General features: G+C 61.2%; 16 protein-coding genes. 7 read left to right on the top strand and 9 right to left on the bottom strand.

Going from position 1 to position 18680, the window contains the following annotated elements:
• Positions 1 to 134: 134 nt before the first annotated feature.
• Positions 135 to 626, top strand: coding sequence for a DUF1543 domain-containing protein (locus tag M2S36_RS20095; protein WP_333957729.1), 492 nt, complete (start codon positions 135 to 137; stop codon positions 624 to 626).
• Between the two features lie 62 nt (positions 627 to 688).
• Positions 689 to 1675, top strand: coding sequence for a 5'-nucleotidase (locus M2S36_RS20090; protein WP_207836770.1), 987 nt, complete (start codon positions 689 to 691; stop codon positions 1673 to 1675).
• A 117-nt stretch (positions 1676 to 1792) separates the two neighbouring features.
• Here M2S36_RS20090 and M2S36_RS20085 read toward each other — a convergent pair whose 3' ends face one another.
• The 3 genes from M2S36_RS20085 to M2S36_RS20075 are packed head-to-tail and all read right to left on the bottom strand — an operon-like array spanning position 1793 to position 4926.
• Positions 1793 to 2737: a hypothetical protein gene (locus M2S36_RS20085; RefSeq protein WP_333957728.1), complete on the bottom strand. Its 945-nt coding sequence runs from the start codon at positions 2735 to 2737 to the stop codon at positions 1793 to 1795.
• A 4-nt stretch (positions 2738 to 2741) separates the two neighbouring features.
• A complete protein-coding gene (locus tag M2S36_RS20080) occupies positions 2742 to 4409 on the bottom strand; it encodes a hypothetical protein (RefSeq protein ID WP_333957727.1) in 1668 nt (555 codons plus the stop codon).
• Positions 4410 to 4416: 7 nt separating this feature from the next.
• Positions 4417 to 4926, bottom strand: coding sequence for an SMI1/KNR4 family protein (locus M2S36_RS20075; protein WP_333957726.1), 510 nt, complete (start codon positions 4924 to 4926; stop codon positions 4417 to 4419).
• 356 nt (positions 4927 to 5282) lie between these two features.
• Between M2S36_RS20075 and M2S36_RS20070 the strand changes: the two genes are divergently transcribed.
• Both M2S36_RS20070 and M2S36_RS20065 read left to right on the top strand, forming a co-directional pair.
• The gene (locus tag M2S36_RS20070; protein ID WP_333957725.1) at positions 5283 to 6560 is read left to right on the top strand and encodes a bifunctional O-acetylhomoserine aminocarboxypropyltransferase/cysteine synthase; all 1278 of its coding nucleotides are present in this window, start codon (positions 5283 to 5285) and stop codon (positions 6558 to 6560) included.
• 466 nt (positions 6561 to 7026) lie between these two features.
• Positions 7027 to 7608 (top strand): GNAT family N-acetyltransferase, encoded by a 582-nt coding sequence (locus M2S36_RS20065; protein ID WP_333957724.1) that lies wholly within the window; start codon positions 7027 to 7029, stop codon positions 7606 to 7608.
• Here M2S36_RS20065 and M2S36_RS20060 read toward each other — a convergent pair.
• Positions 7583 to 8221 carry a LysE family translocator gene (locus M2S36_RS20060; protein WP_233686839.1) on the bottom strand — a complete coding sequence of 213 codons (639 nt, stop codon included), beginning with the start codon at positions 8219 to 8221 and terminating at the stop codon, positions 7583 to 7585. The genes M2S36_RS20065 and M2S36_RS20060 overlap by 26 nt on opposite strands.
• A gap of 112 nt (positions 8222 to 8333) precedes the next feature.
• Between M2S36_RS20060 and M2S36_RS20055 the strand changes: the two genes are divergently transcribed.
• The gene (locus M2S36_RS20055; RefSeq protein WP_207836819.1) at positions 8334 to 8777 is read left to right on the top strand and encodes an Lrp/AsnC family transcriptional regulator; all 444 of its coding nucleotides are present in this window, start codon (positions 8334 to 8336) and stop codon (positions 8775 to 8777) included.
• 86 nt (positions 8778 to 8863) lie between these two features.
• Here the strand turns inward: M2S36_RS20055 and M2S36_RS20050 are convergent, their stop codons facing one another.
• Both M2S36_RS20050 and M2S36_RS20045 read right to left on the bottom strand, forming a co-directional pair.
• Positions 8864 to 10255 carry an amino acid permease gene (locus tag M2S36_RS20050; RefSeq protein WP_233693565.1) on the bottom strand — a complete coding sequence of 464 codons (1392 nt, stop codon included), beginning with the start codon at positions 10253 to 10255 and terminating at the stop codon, positions 8864 to 8866.
• 80 nt (positions 10256 to 10335) lie between these two features.
• Positions 10336 to 11160 (bottom strand): phytanoyl-CoA dioxygenase family protein, encoded by an 825-nt coding sequence (locus M2S36_RS20045; protein ID WP_233686841.1) that lies wholly within the window; start codon positions 11158 to 11160, stop codon positions 10336 to 10338.
• A 137-nt stretch (positions 11161 to 11297) separates the two neighbouring features.
• Between M2S36_RS20045 and M2S36_RS20040 the strand changes: the two genes are divergently transcribed.
• On the top strand, positions 11298 to 12206 hold the full coding sequence (locus tag M2S36_RS20040) for a LysR family transcriptional regulator (protein WP_333957723.1): 909 nt from the start codon (positions 11298 to 11300) through the stop codon (positions 12204 to 12206).
• A gap of 420 nt (positions 12207 to 12626) precedes the next feature.
• Here the strand turns inward: M2S36_RS20040 and M2S36_RS20035 are convergent, their stop codons facing one another.
• From M2S36_RS20035 to M2S36_RS20025, 3 genes are all read right to left on the bottom strand, one after another.
• Positions 12627 to 14201, bottom strand: a complete 1575-nt coding sequence (locus M2S36_RS20035) for an aldehyde dehydrogenase (NADP(+)) (protein WP_233686842.1) — start codon at positions 14199 to 14201, stop codon at positions 12627 to 12629.
• Between the two features lie 120 nt (positions 14202 to 14321).
• Positions 14322 to 15311: an AraD1 family protein gene (araD1, locus tag M2S36_RS20030; RefSeq protein ID WP_233686843.1), complete on the bottom strand. Its 990-nt coding sequence runs from the start codon at positions 15309 to 15311 to the stop codon at positions 14322 to 14324.
• A gap of 28 nt (positions 15312 to 15339) precedes the next feature.
• On the bottom strand, positions 15340 to 16647 hold the full coding sequence (locus M2S36_RS20025; protein ID WP_333957722.1) for an MFS transporter: 1308 nt from the start codon (positions 16645 to 16647) through the stop codon (positions 15340 to 15342).
• Between the two features lie 183 nt (positions 16648 to 16830).
• Between M2S36_RS20025 and M2S36_RS20020 the strand changes: the two genes are divergently transcribed.
• Entirely contained in the window at positions 16831 to 18564 is a 1734-nt protein-coding gene (locus M2S36_RS20020) for an IlvD/Edd family dehydratase (RefSeq protein WP_207836883.1), read from the top strand.
• The last annotated feature ends 116 nt before the right edge of the window (positions 18565 to 18680 follow it).

Raw genomic sequence — 18680 nt, 5'->3', positions numbered from 1 at the left:
CGCATTCGCGGGCAAGCCCGCTCCCACAGGGTCCCTGCCAATTCAATGAATCATGTGCAGTTCCATGAAAGCGGCATCCGCGAATCAGGCAGTACAATGACGCACTTTTACATCAGCCATGCAAAGGACCGCCCATGCTTTACGTCGTCATGCTCGGAGGCCGTCACCCCGGCGCCAAGATCGAAGTCCACGATGTGGTGTTCGCCCAGGCCGACACCTTCGAACAGGCCTACCCGCAATTGCGCCAGGCCTGGTTCGGCAGCCCGCGAGGTTTGCATATCGATTCGTGGCTGGAAGTGCACGGTATCGACGGCCAACGCATCGAACTGCGCCAGCAGCCCCCTGCCCCTGGTGCGCTGCGCCTGTACTTCATCAACCTCGGTGGCTACGAACGCAAGGTATTCGGCGAGGCCCACCGCTACCTGCTGGTCACCGCCCACAACAAGGCCGAGGCCAAGGCCCTGGGCAAGCAACGCATGCAGGCGGAATGGCTGAAGCCGCATACCGATACCTTGCTGGATGTCGACGATTGCCTGGCGATCGACCAGGTGGCCGGCCAGTTCGTGCACCTGGTCGAAGGCGCACACGAGCCGGTGGTGGTGCGTAACGACTACATCCTGATCTGACGCCGACAGCGCCGCGAAGCGCGCGGTACACTTGCCTTCAGCTCACGCTCAGGAGTTGTTTCATGCCCTACCCCATCGAACAGAAACTGGTCATTGGCGTTGCTTCGAGTGCGCTGTTCGACCTCACCGTCTCGGACGACATCTACCAGACCCAGGGCGTCGAGGCTTACCGCCAGCATCAGCAACAGAACCTGGACGAACCGTTCCCCAAGGGCGTGGCGTTCCCGTTCATTCGCCGCTTCCTGAGCATCAACCAGGCCTTCCCCGAGCAGTTGCCGGTGGAGGTGGTGCTGCTGTCGCGCAACTCGCCGGAAACCGGCCTGCGAGTGTTTCGCTCGATCAGCCACTACCAGCTGGACATCACCCGCGCGGCGTTCATGTCGGGCCGCTCACCCTACGAGTACATCCCGGCGTTCAATGCCTCGCTGTTCCTCAGCGCCAACGAGGAGGATGTGCAGAAAGCCATCGACGCCGACTACCCGGCCGGGCGGGTGCTGCCGACACGCATCTACGATGACGAGATCGACACCGAACTGCGGGTGGCCTTCGACTTTGACGGGGTGATTGCCGATGACGAGGCCGAGCGCGTGTACAAGCGCGACGACAACCTGGACGAGTTTCAGGAGCACGAGCGGGCGCGCAAGGGCATCCCGCATTCGCCGGGGCCGTTGGCGGACCTGTACCGCAAGCTTTCGCTGATTCGCATGCTCGAGGACCGCAAGTTGGCCGAGGACCCGGCGTACAAACGGATTTTGCGAATTGCGATCGTGACGGCGCGCAATGCGCCTTCGCATGAGCGGGTGGTGACGACGTTGAAGGACTGGGGCGTATCGCCGGACGAGTGCTTCTTTCTGGGCGGGATGGAAAAGCCCAGGGTGTTGTCGATCCTGAAACCGCATGTGTTCTTTGATGACCAGCGCAGCCATTTGCAGTCGCCGGCGGGGGATTTGCCGATGGTGCACGTGCCGTTTGGGGTGGCGAATCGCGAGCGCTCGGCAGCGGACTCTGCGCTCGACGTGCCTGCTCCCACTTCGATCGCACCGATTTGATGTGATGTGCAGTACCTGTGGGAGCGGGCAAGCCCGCGAAGTGGTCTCAATTTGTTTAGCTGATTGGCAGTAGGGTTCACCTGCGAACGCTGGCAACTCCCTACTGGTCGGCTTAGTTCAAAGCAATACCACTGCCACGCCGACTGCAAGGAGCCCAGCACCGAGAACAGTTGAGCTGATCAGCAAGCGTTTGGCCAGGCGAGCCTGCTCGACCGTCTGTTGCTCCAGGCGCAATTCCAGCGCCTGGGTTTTCTCAATGCCGGGCTCCAAGTGTTGCTTGATCGCATGCTCAAGTCGAGCAGGCAAGGCCTGATTGAAGGCATCAAGCTTACCGTCAATCGCTTCGCTATGGCTGGCAAGTTTCTGCTTTTGGTCATGGGCGATGCGCAGTAGCTGCTTGTCCCTTGCTTCCAGGTTGCTGACTGCAGCTGCAAGAGAATCTGCAACATCCTTGCGCGCAACTTCGAGTTGCCGACCAATTTCAGTCAGTAATTCCTGGTTGACCTGGCCAATACGCTTCTCGGCCGCCTCGACCCGCTGTACGCAACCAATCAAGTCACGCGCCTGGGCGGCGGTGAGGCCTTTGGCCTCGAGTAGCCCTTGGTTAGCCGCGCGAATTTCCTGCTGTTGGGACGCCAGTTGCTCCTGCTGACCAAGGATTTGAACATTCTGTTCCCGCAACTGGGCCGCTTGAGCCTCAAGACGCTGCTGCTGACTCAGTAAAATATCCTGCTGATCACACAGCACTTTCGACACCGCGGTGTTGAAAATGAGCAACTGCGATGAGTGCCGGTTGAGGTTAGCAATCTCGGTACTCAGGGTGAGTTGAGCATCCTTGATCTTGTCCTCGGTGTTGTTCCACCAATTGCTCAGGATATTCTGAGAGCTCTTTTCACTGCGTGCCTTTTGCAACGCATCGTTGGCGCTCTTGGCCTGATTCTGCGCATCAACGACTGCAGTAATCAGCTGTTTTACACAGCTGCCACCAATTACCGACTCTGACAAATCGGCTTGAGACAACGCGGTGACGATCTGGATTTCCTTGCCTTTCAAACTGCTCATTGCCTTACCTTGTCTTGAAAAAGTCATCCAGCAGCACCTGGGTTTCGTCCAGATAGGCCACCATCTGGCGCGTTTCGCTGACCTGCGCCTTGGCCGTCTCGATGCTCGCTGCAAGGCTGAACAATGTACTTTGGGCAGCCTGTGCCGCGTTGATAAATGAATGCTCGGTGGCCTCGTAGCTTTTGATGGACTCCGCATATTTACCGATGGACTGCAACGAGACCTCAGCCTGCGCCAGCAGGTCACCAGCCAGCCGTTCGCTCAAGCGCCCATCAAGGATGATGGCGTCCAGAAGCTTTTCGTCGTAGGCATAACGGTAGCGCGCGAACAGGTTATCCAGTTGGTAAGCCAGAAAGGCACTGAGCAAACCAGTGAGCATGCCTACCAGCACACCGGCGACAATGTCGGCAATCGGAAGTAGGAACGGCAACGTCTTCAGAAACGTCGCCACACTTTCTTGCAACAGGAAACCCACGCTTGTCACAACAACGGTGGTGAGAATCTTCATGCCTTCCTGAAGAGCCTGGTCAGACGTCATCCCCTTGGGCGGAAACATGATCATCTTGATTGCCTTGACCAAACTCAGCAAACCGTCGCGGATGATAGTAACGAAGCGCTTGGCGGTGGACAGGAAATTGTTGATCAAGAACGTGATCAAATTGCTCATGAACCCGCTGACACCCCCTTGAAGAGCCTGGGATGCAGCGTCCGGAATCTTCCTGATGACCGAGGCGATTACCCGTTGCAAGCGCACCTTGATTTCTTCGAAGAGTGTCTTGCCCGCACTTGCCCCCGCTTTGATCAGCACCTTGAACTCGATAAACAGGCCATTGACCAATTCCGTCAGAAGAACGCCCAGCGCCTGCTTGAGGCCCATGGTCGCCGCTTGTTTGCCGCCGGTACTGAGCAACTCGCCCGCCTGCTTCTTGAACAGAGCACTGTTGGCAGTCTTGTCGACATGTGCCCTGGCTTTTTGGTAAGCCTCCTCGACCATGTTCTGGTTGAGCCCAAACTCCTCCGCATTGGTCGTTCCATCATTTCGTTCACGGTTTGACCACTCGTCAAGATCATGACCTTTCTTCGACCCGTTTGCGGGCTTGTTGGTCAACGCAAGGTTATTGTCATCATTGACCATCTTGCGCATACGCCCAGCGTCGACTTGCTTCTTGCCCGTTGTAGGGTTGACCACTACATCGCCTAGAGCAAGATGATTCTTGGGGGTACGGTGGACTTCACTGATGGACACCACATGATCCAGCTCTACCGTAACCGTCTCGCCTGTATGCATAACCGTGGTGCCATCAGCCGCAACCTTGGCACCGGTATAGTCGTCCCGACCCTTCGCAATCCGCTCGTCGCGCTTCTTATCCCAAGTCTTGCCGCCAGTCGCCTCAGCTTGTTTTTGAGTCTTGATCTCGTACTGGGATCGAACTTCTTCGCTGTACTCGGTCTTCGAATGCGCATGCAGCGCCTTGTCGGAGTCAGTGGCGATGTAATCGTCATCACCACGAGAGAAGTTGTGTAGCGTAGTGACATTTCCGCCGTTCTTGTCCTCAAACATCGCCGTAGAAAGACCAAACGGCCCGATGATTTGCCCGATTACCTGTTGCTGGCAATCATCGAACAGTTTTTGCAGGCGCTGCTCGCGCATTTCGGTAAGGGTCATTTCCATGGGGGGCTCAAGCACGCATGCGATTGACTAAATTCTCGAACCAGACAGTGAAATTGGGTGCCTTCACCGATCGACGAGGGAATTCATGGGAATAGCTGATGATCTGACCGTGGGCTCCTGCGGCGGCTGGAGCAAGGTCGAGACAGAGGTTGTCACCGGCGCCGTTGGCAGCAAAAGGAATCCAGCACGGGTGCCACCATGTATGAAGAACAGCCGGATCGGGACGATCAAGTGGCTCGTCCAGGTCGCCTCGATCGAGGAGACGGCGCAGCGCGCACCATTCCAGGAGGATCTTGCGGGACGAAAGAAATTCGTAGCCCTCGAACAGCCCTTCTGCTTTGCCCTGTTGGCCGTCGTGTCGCAGCAGGCACTGCACGAAGTCAGCAGGTAACGCCACGCCCAATTGGTCTTGCATTGCAGAGATTTGTACAACCGACGCGCAAGCATTGAGGTCAGCGAATTGCCGCGGACTGTGCTTTTGCAGGAAGGCTTCCAAGTCATGCCAGAGCTGTTGCACCCCACCCTCCATATGTAGATTCCAATGCAGGCTTCCGTTTATCCATACACTAGAGGCAATTAGCCATCACTCATATCCTGCCCGAACAGATACGGCTTGTCACCTGTGCAGCGACTCAGGCCAACGTTCTCCCGCCTTTGCATGGTGATACGTCAACCTTTTGCAGCCCGCAGTTGCGCTTATTTTTTCCGTAAGTCGCCTCTGTTGGATAGCAGATGACGGCACCTTAACGCCCCATTCGATTTGCACTGTACGTGTGCAGCTCCGCTCAAGTGGGCCTCCACTACGTCCTTGACCCACGCCCTCCCACCGCCGCATGCTCGAACGCTTCCACCCCACGCTCAAGGAACGATTGCATGAAGCTGGAAACTCTCGCCATCCACGCAGGCTTCAGCCCCGACTCGACCACCCGGGCAGTAGCCGTACCGATCTACCAGACCACCTCCTTCGCCTTCGACGACACCCAGCACGGCGCCGACCTGTTCGACCTGAAGGTGGCCGGCAATATCTACTCGCGCATCATGAACCCCACCAACGATGTGCTCGAACAGCGCATGGCCGCCCTGGAGGGCGGGGTTGGTGCGCTGGCGGTGGCCTCGGGCATGGCGGCCATCACCTACGCCATCCAGACCGTCGCCGAGGCCGGCGACAACATTGTCTCGGTGGCCAAGCTGTACGGCGGCACCTACAACCTGCTGGCCCACACCCTGCCGCGCATGGGCATCCACACCCGCTTCGCCGCCCATGACGACATCGCCGCCCTCGAAGCGCTGATCGATTCGCGCACCAAGGCGGTGTTCTGCGAGTCCATCGGCAACCCTGCCGGCAATATCGTCGATATCGCCGCGCTGGCCGAGGCCGCCCACCGCCACGGTGTGCCGCTGATCGTCGACAACACCGTGGCCACCCCGGTGCTGTGCCGGCCGTTCGAGCATGGCGCCGATATCGTCGTGCACTCGCTGACCAAGTACATCGGCGGCCACGGGACCAGCATCGGCGGCATCGTCATCGACTCCGGCAAGTTCCCCTGGGCCGACAACAAGGAACGCTTCGCCCTGCTCAACACCCCCGACCCGTCCTACCACGGCGTCACCTACACCGAAGCCTTCGGCCCCGCCGCCTTCATCGGCCGCTGCCGCGTAGTGCCGTTGCGCAACACCGGCGCCGCACTGTCGCCGTTCAACGCCTTCCTGATCCTGCAAGGCCTGGAAACGTTGGCCCTGCGCATGGAACGCCACACTGAGAACGCGCTGAAGGTCGCCCACTACCTGCAAGCCCACGAGCAGGTGGCCTGGGTGAAGTACGCAGGGTTGCCCGACCACCCCGAGCATGAACTGGCCCAGCGCTACACCGGTGGCAAGCCGGCGTCGATCCTGTCGTTCGGCATCAAGGGCGGCCAGGCGGCCGGTGCGCGCTTCATCGATGCGCTGCAGCTGGTGGTGCGCCTGGTGAACATCGGCGACGCCAAGTCGCTGGCCTGCCACCCCGCCTCCACCACCCACCGCCAGCTCAACGACGAGGAACTGGAAAAGGCCGGCGTGCCACGGGACATGGTGCGTTTGTCGATCGGCATCGAGCACAGCGACGACATCATCGCCGACCTGGCCCAGGCACTGGAGGCCAGCCGCGGCTGATTCACCTGCGCCCTACCCAGTGCCGACGGCGGGCGCACCTTCATCAAGCTTGCATACACCCGCATGGCCTGCTGATTGCAGGCAAGCCAGTTGTCATGGCGCTGCACATGACTCATTGGATTGGCAGGGACACTGTGGGAGATTGCCCAGCCCTTGGGGCTGCGCTGTCGCACAGGGAACAATGTTCGAGAGCGTGTCACTTTCCCTTGTGGGAGCGGGCGTGCCCGCGAAACAGACAACGCGGTGTATGGCACCGGCTCCGCCGGTGTTCGCGGGCTCGCCCGCTCCCACAAAAACTGCGCAAGCCTTTAAAGCTTGCACAAGACAGTTGGTCCCACAGGTACGCGGACCGCTTGCGAATTCAGTTCTCCAGGCGACAGCGCAGTCCAAAGGGCAGTGAACGCTCGACACCAACGAATCCATCACAGACCATTAAAAGCCAAACGGATGCCCAGGAACGAATGCCATGGATCGCCTTCCGACGCTGTTCACCGATCGTCTTGTTCTCACGCCACTCCAGTTGCAGGATGCCCCCGTCATCCAGGAGTTGTTCCCCCAATGGGAGGTAGTGCGCTATCTGGATCGTCGTGTCCCATGGCCGTATCCAGAGGATGGCGCGCTGGTCTATGTGCGCGATGTCGCCCTGCCGGCCATGGCAGCGTGTCGTGAATGGCACTGGATGATCCGCCTGCGCAACGACGCCAAGTGCACCATTGGCAGCATCAGTTTGTTTAAACAGCCTGGAAACAACAGAGGCTTCTGGCTTGCGCCCCAGTGGTGGGGAAAAGGCTATATGCGTGAAGCATGTCGGGTCATCAACGCGTATTGGTTCGAGACATTGTCGCGTCCGCTCATGCAGGTCCCCAAAGCGGTTGCCAACCACGCGTCCCGCAGGGTCTCAGAGAATGAAGGCATGCGCATGGTGGGCGTGCGGGACGGTGATTTTGTCTGCGGGCAGATGCGCGTCGAAATATGGGAGATGACACGGGCTGAGTGGCTTGCAGGCATTTTTTCGACATCTGCTACAAGACCAGGCGCAACCCGATGACCACCTGGGCAAAGCCAAAGGTGCCGATAGCGACTGCAGACATTGCAGAGATGACCCGCATGAACGAGACGGACATCTTCTTGCGTAAAGCCGCCGTCAGCCCACTCAGGCACAGCCACCACGCAGCAGATCCCAAGAAGACTCCAGCCAGCATTGAGCAGGTGCCAAACCACATTGCTTCACCCGCCTGCGGCTCGCCGGACAGCGGGTCGAGTGCCGCAAAAATGGCAATGAAGGCCAATATTGTCATGGGGTTGGACAGGGTTAACCCGAACGCTGTCAGGAAGTCGCGAGTGACTGCCGTAGAGGCTGCCACCACTGCTGCATGCTTGGGTTTCAGCGCGTCGCGGGCAATACCCCAGGCCAGCCACATCAGGAACGCACCACCAACCACCTTCAGAAGCATTGCCAGCGACGGAGCAGACAGGGCCACCCCGGTAATGCCGACTGCCCCGAGCACCCCATAGAGAGCGTCGGCGGTTGCAGCCCCCAACCCTGTCGCAAGTCCTGAACGAAAGCCACGCTTCAGGCTCCGCTGGACGCAGAGCAGGCCAATCGGGCCGACGGGTGCAGCGATTGAAAAGCCAATGACAAGCGCCTTGATGAACAACATGAGCCCCTCCATACGGTACGCGTCGATCATGGAGGCATGGTAGGCATGGCTTGGGTGGGGCAGAATGGGTTTTCTAAGGAAGATTCGTCTTTTACCTAAGGAATTAAGCCACATGGATGACATTGACTGGAAAATCCTTGATCGCCTTCAGGGCAACGGTCGCATGACCTATACAGAGCTTGCACGGCACGTCCACCTCTCGGTGCCAGCCGTCACCGAGCGAGTCAAGCGCCTTGAGGAAGAGGGAGTGATCGAGGGCTATGCGGCGCGGGTCAACCCGATAAAAGCGGGCTATCTGGTCGGGGCCATATTGGCCATGACAGTACCCCAACCGGCCAAGGCAAAATTCCTCAAGCTGCTAGGGTCGATACCGGAAGTGCTGGAGTGCCATCACATAACAGGGGCAGACTCCTACATCTTCCGTGTGGTCGCCGCCAGCATGAGCGATTTGGAGCGGCTGATCGAAAAGATCAACATCTATGGAGAGACGCGAACGTCCATCGTGATGTCTACCCCGATCCCCGCACGGGCAATTGAACGCCCCACTCGATCGTGACCCGAAGTGGTTTGAAGGTATACGCCTGGCCATGCATCGGAGACGCGTCGCGGCAGTCCCTTGCCGGACGCTGACGGTTCAATGCCTCAAGCGTTGGCCGACACTTGTCGTGGCGCACGCACACCCCACAACCAGTAACCCAGGGATAGCAGCACCAACCAGCCAACCCCGACATACATGGCTGTGCGGCTGGCCGGGAACCAACCGAGCACGCCAAAAATGAATACCATGAAAGCAATCGCGCAAGCCGGCCCTACCGGCCACAGTGGCACACGATAATCCAGTGCAGCCGCCTCCTCCTTGCTCATGCCGCGCCGCATGGCCACCTGAGAAAGCAGGATCATCAACCAGACCCAGACAATGGAGAACGTGACCACCGCAGCGAGCACCAGGAACAAGTCTTCTGGCACCAGGTAGTTCAATACCACGCCCAGAAGCAGCGCAACGCCCATCACTGCAACCGTCATCCACGGCACACCGAAACGCGACAACGATGCGAAGCCGGCAGGTGCCTGGCCGTCCTGAGCCATGCCGTACATCATGCGCCCAGCGCTGAAGATATCGCTATTGATTGCCGAAACAGCCGCTGAAATGACCACGATGTTCAACACGGTTGCCGCTGAACTGATGCCAAGACCACTGAAGATCTGCACGAACGGGCTACCGTGGCTGCCAATGCTGGTCCAAGGGTAAATGGCCATGAGTACGAACAGGGTAAGAATGTAGAACAGCAGGATACGCAGAGGCACCGAGTTGATAGCCTTCGGCAGCACGCGCTTCGGGTCCCTTGCCTCGCCTGCGGTGATGCCGATCATTTCGACTCCGCCAAAGGCGAACATCACGACAGTGAAGGAAGCGATCATTCCACTGACGCCATTAGGGAAGAACCCGCCGTGGCTCCACAGGTTCGAGATTCCGGCAACCGTGCCTGCCTCGTCATTCAACTGGATACCCAGTAGCAGCACTGCCGCGCCTGCCACAATCATGGCAACGATCGCGGTCACCTTCAGCAACGACAGCCAGAACTCCATCTCCCCGAACACTTTCACGCTGCACAGGTTCAGCGCCCCGATAAAGAACACTATCCCCAGCACCCAGATCCACGCGGGCGTTTCAGGGAACCACAGCCCCATGTAAACGCCAAAGGCCGTCACGTCTGCCAGGCACACCACCAACATCGAGAACGCGTAGCTCCAACCGGTCAGAAAGCCAAAGTAGCGCCCCAGGTATTGGCTGGCATAGTGGCCGAACGAGCCTGACACCGGGTTATGAACCGCCATTTCGCCAAGGGCGCGCATCATCATGTAAATGGCTGCGCCACCGATCAGATAGGCGAGCAGAACTGAAGGCCCTGCCAATTTGATTGCCGATGCCGAGCCATAAAACAGCCCGGTACCGATAGCAGAACCTAACGCCATGAAACGAATATGCCGGGTAGAGAGACCCCGCTTCAACTGATGTGAAGATTGAGCGCTCATAGATACCTTCTTGGTTTTATTATCAGGTCCGCACAACGCTAATGCCGTGCGGTTTTATCAGGCACGCATTATTCCAATCATCAAGCCCTTGGCCACAGCACCGGAAACAGTTCGTGGTTCATTTCGGCACCGCTGGCCAGTTGCGTTTCCAGGCCAGGAAACGGTGGCGAGGTTTTCCACTGGCGCGGTGCGTGAGTGATGTCATCGCCCAGGAAGCGCACCGAGAAGGCTCGACGCCGGCGATTGCCCCCGACACCGCCAGAGGCGTGCAAGGTGAGCATGTGGAAGAACACCGCGTCGCCTGGGGAGAGCGCCCAGCCGAGGATGTTCCAGGCGCTGCGATCGGCCTCGATATCCGGCAAGTCCGCAAGGCTGCCTTCCGGGAACCATTGCGCCTGGCTGTCGAGGAAGCTGCGTGGCATCAGCCACGGCCCAAGGTGCGAGCCCCCCACGAATTCAAGGGTGGATTCTCTCGAGACCGGGTCGACGGGCATCCACATGCTGCAGTTCTGGCGCCCGTCGATGTTGTAATAGGGCTGGTCCTGATGCCAGGGCGTTCGCTGGCGCGTGTTGGGTTCCTTGACCAGCAGGTGATCGTGATAAAGCCGGGCTGTCTCGCTGTTCATGAGTTGCGCTGCAACGCTACCCACCCGGCTTTCAAAGATGAACTGGCGATAGGCCGGAATATCACTCCAATTACAGAAGTCTTCGAAGAACCAACCCGGGTCGTCAGGGCGGCTCGCCACTTTAGCGCGCTCGCTTGGGGCTTTCAGGTTCTGTTCGATGCCGGTTTCGAGCAGTGCAACTTCTTCCGGCGTGAACAAATTACGTACGCAGACGGCACCATCGCGCTGGAAAGCCTCGATGGTTTCTTCACTTAGTTGAAATTCGGCGGTCTGTTTCATAAGCACCCTTTGGTCTTTTTATTGGGCAACAGCACCACTGCCAAGTATCAAGCGGAACAAGCAAGGTGCACCGCGAGTATTGCTTTTCAGCTACGATAGGAAAAGAATATATTTCCTAATCCCGAGTATAGGAAAAGATGATAGGGTTCTCGTTCAGACAGCTCGAGTACTTCGTCGCCGTGGCCGAACACGGCAGCATCAGCGCTGCGGCGCGAGCCCGGCACGTTTCGCAGCCATCGGTTTCGGTTGCGATTGCCCAGCTTGAAGAGGCGCTGAACGAGCGGCTGTTCCGGCGCCAGGTCAGCCGCGGGCTGGAGCTGACGTCAGCAGGCACGCGTTTACTGGCCCAGGCACGCGATATCATCGGCATGGCCATTGCCATGAATCAAAGCGCGGATGCCACGCGAGGCTCGCTACGCGGCAACCTGTCGCTTATCTGCTTTCAAGACTTGGGCCCCTATTACGCGCCGCGGCTGCTATCGAGTTTTCGCAAGCAGTATCCCGATGTGGAGGTCACGCTGTTCGAGACTGACCTGGCAGACGTACACCGCCACCTGAGCGCCGGCAAGGCCGAGCTCGCGCTGACGTATGACATAGGCCTCGATCCCTCGCTGCCGCGCCAGGTACTGGCTGAGCTGAAACCCTACGCACTCATCGCTACTGACCATCGCCTGGCCCAGCTGGCAGCGATACCGCTGCATGAGCTGGCGCAAGAGTGTTTGATTCTTGAAGACATCGCACAAACGCGTGAGTATTTTCTTTCGCTGTTTTGGGCGCATAACCTGCAACCGCGCACTCAGCAATTTACCCAGACCTTCGAGATGCAACGGGGCCTGGTCGCGCATGGCTACGGGGTTGCCCTGTCATGCACCCGGCCCGCCGGGGACCACTGCTATGACGGTACACCGCTGTTGTGCCGGCCATTACTGGAAGAGGTATCACCGCAAAAAGTGGTGCTGGCCCAATCAGGTGCGATGCACCCATCGCCGGTGGCGGAGGCGTTCAAGGGTTGGGTTGCTTGGGAGATAGCCAGCGGCGGTACCTGAGGTCGCTCACTCAAGAAAGCGCCCCTGTGGGAGCGGGTTCACCCGCGAACACCGGCGAAGCCGGTGCCATACACCGCGTTGGATTCTTCGCGGGTAAACCCGCTCCCACAGGGGCGTTGGCCTGTCAATGGTCATTCCCTGCGCTGAACCTGGTCCACTGCTGGCTGCTCCACGCTCTGCCTGCCGTCATCAGCCAGGCTGTCGTCCTCTTGCCAAGCACCACCCTTTTCCTCGTTCATGAGCGGGTCGTCAGGGCCGGGTCTGGTGAAGTGGGATCGGAACTCGTGGCTGCATACCTCACAAGAAAGCTGTGAACCGCATTCGTTTCCGGGCAAGTCGCCTCAGCGAGGTTGCGGATGCTCGGCAGAAACCGAATTGTTGGCCTCCACGTCCTGCATCTCTTCCTCGACAGGGCTGGCGTCAGGCCAGCGCCTCGCGGCTGTGCTGGCCGTCGACCAGGCGTTGCAGGCCCAGCGGGTTGGCGTTTTTCAGGGCATCGGGCAATAGCGCGTCCGGGTAGTCCTGGTAGCAAACCGGCCTCAAGAAGCGGTCGATGGCCAAGGTACCGACTGACGTGCCACGAGCATCGGACGTGGCCGGGTACGGCCCGCCATGCACCATCGCATCGCACACTTCAACGCCGGTCGGGTAACCGTTGACCAGCAGGCGCCCGGCCTTGCGTTGCAGCACCGGCACCAGCGCGGCGAAGCGCTGGAAGTCCTCCGGCTCGGCAATCAGGGTTGCGGTCAGTTGCCCATGCAAGGCTTGCACGGCGCGGCGCAGTTCAGCTTCGTCGGCTACTGCGACGGCCACCGTGGCAGGCCCGAAGACCTCTTCCTGAAGCAGTGCGTCACCGTTCAGCAGCAAGCTCACATCGGCCTGGAACAGCTGTGCCTGGGCCTGGTCACCCGCCTGCTCGGCACCGGCCAGATGGCGCACGCCCGGGTGCTGGTGCAGGCGTTGCACACCTTGGCTATAGCTGCGCAAGGTGCCGGCATTGAGCATGGTCTGCCCGGGCTGGTCGGCCAGTTGCGCGCCAAGGGCCCTGAGGAAGGTGCTGAACGCTTCGCCGGCAATACCAATGACCAGTCCGGGGTTGGTGCAGAACTGCCCGCAGCCCAGCACCACCGAACCGGCCAGTTCCCTGGCCACCTGCTCGCCCCTGGCCTGCAACGCCGCTGGCAAGACCAGCACCGGGTTGATGCTGCTCATTTCGGCAAACACCGGGATCGGCTGCGGGCGCGCCGCAGCCAGCTCGCACAGGGCACGGCCGCCCTTGAGCGAGCCGGTAAAGCCCACCGCCTGAATCGCCGGGTGGCGGACCAGCGCTTCGCCGACACCGGCACCGTAGATCATGTTGAACACGCCGGCGGGCATGCCGGTGGCGACCACTGCGCGCTCGATCGCCTCGGCCACCTGCTCGGCCGTGGCCATGTGGCCGCTGTGCGCCTTCACCACCACCGGGCAGCCGGCGGCCAGCGCTGCGGCGGTGTCACCGCCGGCGGTGGAGAAGGCCAGCGGGAAATTGCTGGCGCCGAACACGGCTACCGGGCCGACGCCGGTGCGGTATTGGCGCAGGTCGGGGCGCGGCAGCGGCTGACGCTGGGGTTGTGCACGGTCGATGCGCGCCCCCAGGTAGTCGCCACGACGAAGCACCGTGGCGAACAGGCGCATCTGGTTGCTGGTACGCGCGCGTTCGCCCTGGATGCGCCCGGCCGGCAGTGCGGTTTCGCGGCACACGGTGGCGACAAAGGTGTCGTCCAGCGCATCCAGCTGGTCGGCAATGGCATCGAGGAACTGCGCACGGCGCTGCGGCGCCAGGGCGTTGTATTCGGCGAAGGCCGCTTCGGCAGCCTGCGCGGCGGCGTCCACCTCTTCCGGGGTGGCCTGGGCAAAGGCCTGCGGCAAGGCTTCGCCGGTACGCGCATCGAGGCTTTGCAGGCGCACGCTGCCGGCAGCGCTGCGCTGGCCGCCAATGAAATTGCATCCGGTCATGGTTGGCTCCTGTAATGAGGAAAGAAGATTCAAAGGTTCATGTCAGCCATGGAGTGCATATGCCCCGCCCTGTCAGCAGGGCCCCTGTGGGCGAACCTGACACACTGCTCGCTTGACGGCTCAAAGGCTTTTCACCACCCCGGGGCGTACCTGCGCGGGTGCTGCTGCAATGCCATTGCGCAGCGGCTGGCCAAAGGCGTCGAGGCTGACTTCGAAGGTGTCGCCCGGCCGCGCCTGGATGCCGTCGGCGAACGACAGCGTGGCGGTGCCGAAGTAATGCACGTGGATATCGCCGGGGCGCAGGAACTGGGGGTACTTGAAGTGGTGGAACTCGAGGTTCTCGAAGCTGTGGCACATGTTCTGCTCGCCCGACAGGAACGGCTTGCGCCACAGCTCCTGGCCGTCGCGCAGGATGCGGCTGGTGCCTTCCAGGTGGGCCGGCAGCGCACCCAGGCGCAGCTCTGGGCCGAAGCTGCAGGCGCGCAGTTTGGAATGGGCCAGGTACAGGTAGTTGCGCCGCTCCATCACATGGTCGGAAAACTCGTTGCCCAACGCATAGCCAAGGCGGTAGGGCGTGCCGTCGGCACCGATCAGGTACAGCCCGACCAGCTCTGGCTCCTCGCCGGCATCCTCGGCGAACGCCGGCAGCGGCAGGTCGGCGCCAGGGCGCACGACGATGCCACCGTCGCCCTTGTAGAACCACTCCGGCTGGGCGCCCTCTTCGCCTGCCGGCGGCCGACCGCCATCGAGGCCCCACTGGAACATGCGCATGCTGTCGGTCACCGCGCCTTCGGCCTGCTGCTGATGCATCTTGTCGCGCGTAGCGGCGCTGCCCAGGTGGGTCAGCCCGGTGCCGGTGACCAGGCAGTGTGCCGGGTCCGGGTGGTCCAGTGGCGGCAACACGCGGCCTTCGGCCAGCAGGGCCAGGTAATCGTGGCGCTCGCCCAGGCCGGCAGCCTGCACTTCAGCGGCCAGGTCACGGCCGGCGGCAATGGCTTGCAGGGCCAGCTCGCGGGTGCTCCCAGCGCCCTGCACTTGCAGGGCGTAATCGCCTTCCACCACGCCCACGCAGCGCTCGCCGGTGGCGGTTTCAAATTGAATCAATCGCATGTTTGTGCTCGCTTCTCGGTTGCGGAAATTAGCGGGAGGCCTCGGCTGCCCGCGTGGAAGCCAGGCGCTGGCGGCGCTCCAGGCGGTTGTAGACAACCCCGGTGAGCAACAGCCCGAACAGCATCACCACGGCCAGGAAATACAGCCCCGACGAAAGTTGCCCGGTGTGCTCCTTGAGCGCGCCGATACCGAACGGGCCCAGGTAGCCGCCGAGGTTGCCGATCGAGTTGATCAAGGCGATGCCGGCTGCGGCGCTGGCCCCGGAGAAGAACCGGCCCGGCAGGGTCCAGAAGATGGCGGTGCAGGAGAACAACGCGAACGCCACCAGGCACAGCGCCGCCAGTTGCATGGCGGGTACGCTCAACCAGGCACTGAGGAACAGGCCGATTGCACCCAGGGCGTAAAGCAGGCCGAGGTGGCCGTAGCGGTCGTTCAGGCGGTCGGAGCTACGCGGCACGATCAGCAGGCCGATGATGCCGAACAGGTAAGGCACGGCCGAAACGAAACCGGTGACCAGGTCACTGCCGCCGAACTGATGGATCAGCGTGGGTAGCCAAAGGCCAAGGCCGTAGATGCTCAGGGTCACCGGCAGATAGAACAGCGCCAGCAGCAACACCCGGCCGTCCTTCAAGGCATGCAGCGGATTGCCATGGCGGGTCTGGCCGAACTCGCGCAGGTCATTGGCCAGTTGTTCCTGCAGCCAGCTGCGCTGTTCGTCGCTGAGCCAGCGCACCTTGGCCGGGCTGTCCGGCAGCAGGTGCAAGGTCGGCCAGGCCAGCAGCACTGCCGGGGTACCGATGCAGATGAACAGCCATTGCCAGCCATGCAGGCCGTAGATGCCATCGAGCCCCAGCAGCGCGCCCGAGAGCGGCCCGGTGATCAGCATTGCCAGCGGCTGGGAGAGGATGAAGAAGCCGAGGATCTTGCCGCGATGGCGCACCGGGTACCACTGGGTGATGTAGTACAGCACGCCCGGGAAGAAGCCCGCCTCGGCCGCCCCCAGCAGAAAGCGCATCACGTAGAAGCCGTTGGGCCCGGTGACGAAGGCCATGCCGACGGTGATCGCACCCCAGGTGATCAGGATGCGAGCGAACCAGCGGCGCGCGCCGAAGCGGTCGAGCAACAGGTTGCTCGGCACCTCGAACAGGAAATAACCAATGAAGAAGAGCCCGGCACCAAGGCCGTAGGCAGCGTCACCCAGGCCGATGTCGGCGCCCATGTGCAGCTTGGCGAAGCCCACCGCGGAACGGTCGACATAGGCCACCAGGTAAAGCAGTACCAGAAAAGGGATGAGTTTCAGTGTGATCAGGCGGACGAGCCGCTGCTCCTGAATCATGGCGATGTCTCCAATTGTTCTTGTAATGGGTACAGCACCGGCCGGGGACTTTTTGGCAGACCTCTGACCTGGGTGAACGATCTTATAGTATTACTATTTAAATCAACAAGCCTTCACATAGGCCATTTTTCTCAGTACATTCGACAACACAACGACAAATAGTAATACTAATTAGGTATCCCCATGTCTGATCTCAAACGCCCTCTGCGCTCCGCCCAATGGTTCGGCACCGCTGACAAGAACGGTTTCATGTACCGCAGCTGGATGAAGAACCAGGGCATTCCGGACCACGAATTCCAGGGCAAGCCGATCATCGGCATCTGCAACACCTGGTCGGAGCTGACCCCGTGCAACGCGCACTTCCGCAAGATTGCCGAACACGTCAAGAAGGGGGTGCTTGAGGCTGGCGGCTTCCCGGTGGAGTTCCCGGTGTTTTCCAGCGGCGAGTCCAACCTGCGCCCCACCGCCATGCTCACCCGCAACCTGGCGAGCATGGATGTGGAGGAAGCGATCCGTGGCAACCCGGTGGACGCCGTGGTGCTGCTGACCGGCTGTGACAAGACCACCCCGGCGCTGCTGATGGGCGCGGCGAGCTGTGACGTGCCGGCGATCGTGGTTACCGGTGGGCCGATGCTGAACGGCAAGCACAAAGGCAAGGACATTGGCGCCGGCACCATCGTCTGGCAGATGCACGAGGCCTACAAGGCCGGCCAGATCGACCTCAACGAGTTCCTCTCGGCCGAGGCCGGCATGTCGCGCTCGGCAGGTACCTGCAACACCATGGGCACCGCCTCGACCATGGCCTGCATGGCCGAAGCGCTGGGCACCTCGCTGCCGCACAACGCCGCCATTCCGGCGGTGGATGCACGCCGCTACGTGCTGGCCCACCTGTCGGGCATGCGCATTGTCGACATGGTGCGCGAAGACCTGCGCCTGTCGAAAATCCTCACCCGCGAAGCCTTCGAGAACGCCATCCGCGTCAACGCCGCCATCGGTGGCTCGACCAACGCGGTGATTCACCTCAAGGCCATTGCCGGGCGCATCGGGGTGGACCTGCAGCTGGAAGACTGGACCCGCATCGGCCGCGGTACGCCAACCCTGGTCGACCTGCAGCCCTCGGGCCGATTCCTGATGGAAGAGTTTTACTACGCCGGCGGCCTGCCTGCGGTCATTCGCCGCCTGGGCGAACACGGCCTGCTGCCCAACCCTGCCGCGCTGACTGCCAACGGCAAGAGCCTGTGGGACAACTGCCAGGCCGCACCGCTGTATGACGAGGAGGTGATCCGCCCGATCGACAAGCCGCTGGTGGCCGATGGCGGCATCTGCATCCTGCGCGGCAACCTGGCGCCCAAGGGTGCTGTGCTCAAGCCGTCAGCCGCCACCCCGGCGCTGATGCAGCATCGTGGCCGCGCCGTGGTTTTCGAAAACTTCGACGACTACAAGGCACGCATCAACGACCCCGAGCTGGAGGTGGACGCCAGTTCCGTGCTGGTGATGAAGCACTGCGGGCCCAAGGGTTACCCGGGCATGGCCGAGGTCGGCAACATGGGCCTGCCGGCCAAGCTGCTGGCCCAGGGCGTGACCGACATGGTGCGCATTTCCGATGCCCGCATGAGCGGCACTGCCTACGGCACCGTGGTACTGCACGTGGCGCCGGAAGCGGCAGCTGGCGGGCCATTGGCCGCTGTGCGCGAAGGCGACTGGATCGAGCTGGATTGCAAGGAAGGCCGCCTGCACCTGGACATTTCCGACCAGGAACTGGCCGGCCGCCTGGCCGACCTGCAAGCCCCGCCGCAGCTGATCAGCGGTGGTTACGCCAGGCTGTACCTGGACCACGTCATGCAGGCCGATGAGGGTTGCGACTTCGACTTCCTGGTCGGATGCCGCGGGGCGGCGGTGCCCAAGCACTCGCACTAAGGCCTGAAACCTTTCGGTTAGCCTCATTGGGGCTGCTGCGCAGCCCATAGCCGGCAAGCCGGACTCCCACAGGTACTGCGCTGGCTTCGAGTTGACACTACACCTGTGGGAGCGGC

Source organism: Pseudomonas sp. SF2 (assembly GCF_036858055.1).
In the GTDB taxonomy this organism is placed as follows: Bacteria; Pseudomonadota; Gammaproteobacteria; order Pseudomonadales; family Pseudomonadaceae; genus Aquipseudomonas.
Note: the sequence above shows the minus strand (reverse complement) of the source record. Positions and strands in the feature narration are given on the sequence as shown.

Excerpts from the sequence above, each read along its gene's own strand:
- M2S36_RS20095 (WP_333957729.1), top strand. The coding sequence starts at position 135 with ATGCTTTACGTCGTCATGCTCGGAGGCCGTCACCCCGGCGCCAAGATC.
- M2S36_RS20090 (WP_207836770.1), top strand. The coding sequence starts at position 689 with ATGCCCTACCCCATCGAACAGAAACTGGTCATTGGCGTTGCTTCGAGT.
- M2S36_RS20085 (WP_333957728.1), bottom strand. The coding sequence starts at position 2,737 with ATGAGCAGTTTGAAAGGCAAGGAAATCCAGATCGTCACCGCGTTGTCT.
- M2S36_RS20080 (WP_333957727.1), bottom strand. The coding sequence starts at position 4,409 with ATGGAAATGACCCTTACCGAAATGCGCGAGCAGCGCCTGCAAAAACTG.
- M2S36_RS20070 (WP_333957725.1), top strand. The coding sequence starts at position 5,283 with ATGAAGCTGGAAACTCTCGCCATCCACGCAGGCTTCAGCCCCGACTCG.
- M2S36_RS20065 (WP_333957724.1), top strand. The coding sequence starts at position 7,027 with ATGGATCGCCTTCCGACGCTGTTCACCGATCGTCTTGTTCTCACGCCA.
- M2S36_RS20060 (WP_233686839.1), bottom strand. The coding sequence starts at position 8,221 with ATGTTGTTCATCAAGGCGCTTGTCATTGGCTTTTCAATCGCTGCACCC.
- M2S36_RS20055 (WP_207836819.1), top strand. The coding sequence starts at position 8,334 with ATGGATGACATTGACTGGAAAATCCTTGATCGCCTTCAGGGCAACGGT.
- M2S36_RS20050 (WP_233693565.1), bottom strand. The coding sequence starts at position 10,255 with ATGAGCGCTCAATCTTCACATCAGTTGAAGCGGGGTCTCTCTACCCGG.
- M2S36_RS20045 (WP_233686841.1), bottom strand. The coding sequence starts at position 11,160 with ATGAAACAGACCGCCGAATTTCAACTAAGTGAAGAAACCATCGAGGCT.
- M2S36_RS20040 (WP_333957723.1), top strand. The coding sequence starts at position 11,298 with ATGATAGGGTTCTCGTTCAGACAGCTCGAGTACTTCGTCGCCGTGGCC.
- M2S36_RS20035 (WP_233686842.1), bottom strand. The coding sequence starts at position 14,201 with ATGACCGGATGCAATTTCATTGGCGGCCAGCGCAGCGCTGCCGGCAGC.
- araD1 (WP_233686843.1), bottom strand. The coding sequence starts at position 15,311 with ATGCGATTGATTCAATTTGAAACCGCCACCGGCGAGCGCTGCGTGGGC.
- M2S36_RS20025 (WP_333957722.1), bottom strand. The coding sequence starts at position 16,647 with ATGATTCAGGAGCAGCGGCTCGTCCGCCTGATCACACTGAAACTCATC.
- M2S36_RS20020 (WP_207836883.1), top strand. The coding sequence starts at position 16,831 with ATGTCTGATCTCAAACGCCCTCTGCGCTCCGCCCAATGGTTCGGCACC.